The sequence below is a fragment of the Arthrobacter sp. JCM 19049 genome, assembly GCF_001310435.1.
This window is the reverse complement of the sequence record NZ_BAXF01000808.1, coordinates 1-739: the sequence shown is the minus strand read 5'-3', so window position 1 is coordinate 739 and position 739 is coordinate 1. Positions and strand designations below refer to the sequence as shown.

Below are 739 nucleotides of genomic sequence, written 5' to 3'. Positions count from 1 at the left end.
CCAGCGCGCGGATTCGTGGGTGCCGAGAGCCCGGCCGAAAGGTGCACGGAGATGATGGCTTCGCAGCCGGCCTCGGCCAGCTGCCGGTAGGCGCGCATGAACTGCCCCGGCGCAGGACGGGAGGTGCGCACCGCCTGGCCCATGGCCAGCCCCATCACCAGCGCGTCGGTGTCATCCCCGCACACCACGTCGTCGATGATCACCGGGATGGTGAGCATCTCAAAGTCCGGGTGCTCCAGCCATGGCCCGCCCAGGCAGGCGGAGGAATCGGTGACGATCCCGATCCGGGCGGCGGGCGCGGACGGGACGGCGTTTGGCAAACCACCGTCCCCGTCCGGCGCTGGGGCGTTCACTCATGTGCCCGACCCTACGGTGCCGGCACCACGTTGACCAGCTTCGGGGCGCGCACGATGACCTTCAGCGGCGCTTGCCATCCAGCAGGCGCACCACGTTCTCGTGGGCCAGGGCCGCGGCCTCCAGCTCCGCCTCGCTGATGTCCACCGACACCTCCAGGCGGGCGCGGACCTTGCCCTTGACCTGGACGACCGCGGTGATGGTGTCATCCACCAGCAGGGCCTCATCCACGGTGGGCCAGCGCTGTTGGCCACGCTCGGCTCGTAGCCCAGCGCTGCCCACATGTCCTCGGCCGTGTAGGCGCTGCAGCTGGCCGGTGGTATGGTGCGTCTGGACATTTTCGACGACGGAATCGGGTTCGACGCCGACAGCTGGCAGCAGGCGC

Annotated in this window: 1 protein-coding gene and 1 pseudogene; both read right to left on the bottom strand. The window is 69.8% G+C overall.

Features of this window, described 5'->3' with window-relative positions:
* A partial coding sequence (locus JCM19049_RS16425; RefSeq protein WP_279403456.1) for a DegV family protein occupies window positions 1-320 on the bottom strand: 320 nt, incomplete at its 3' end.
* A 47-nt stretch (window positions 321-367) separates the two neighbouring features.
* Window positions 368-653: pseudogene (locus JCM19049_RS16420) on the bottom strand (leucine--tRNA ligase); the annotation flags it as partial.
* Window positions 654-739 lie beyond the last annotated feature (86 nt).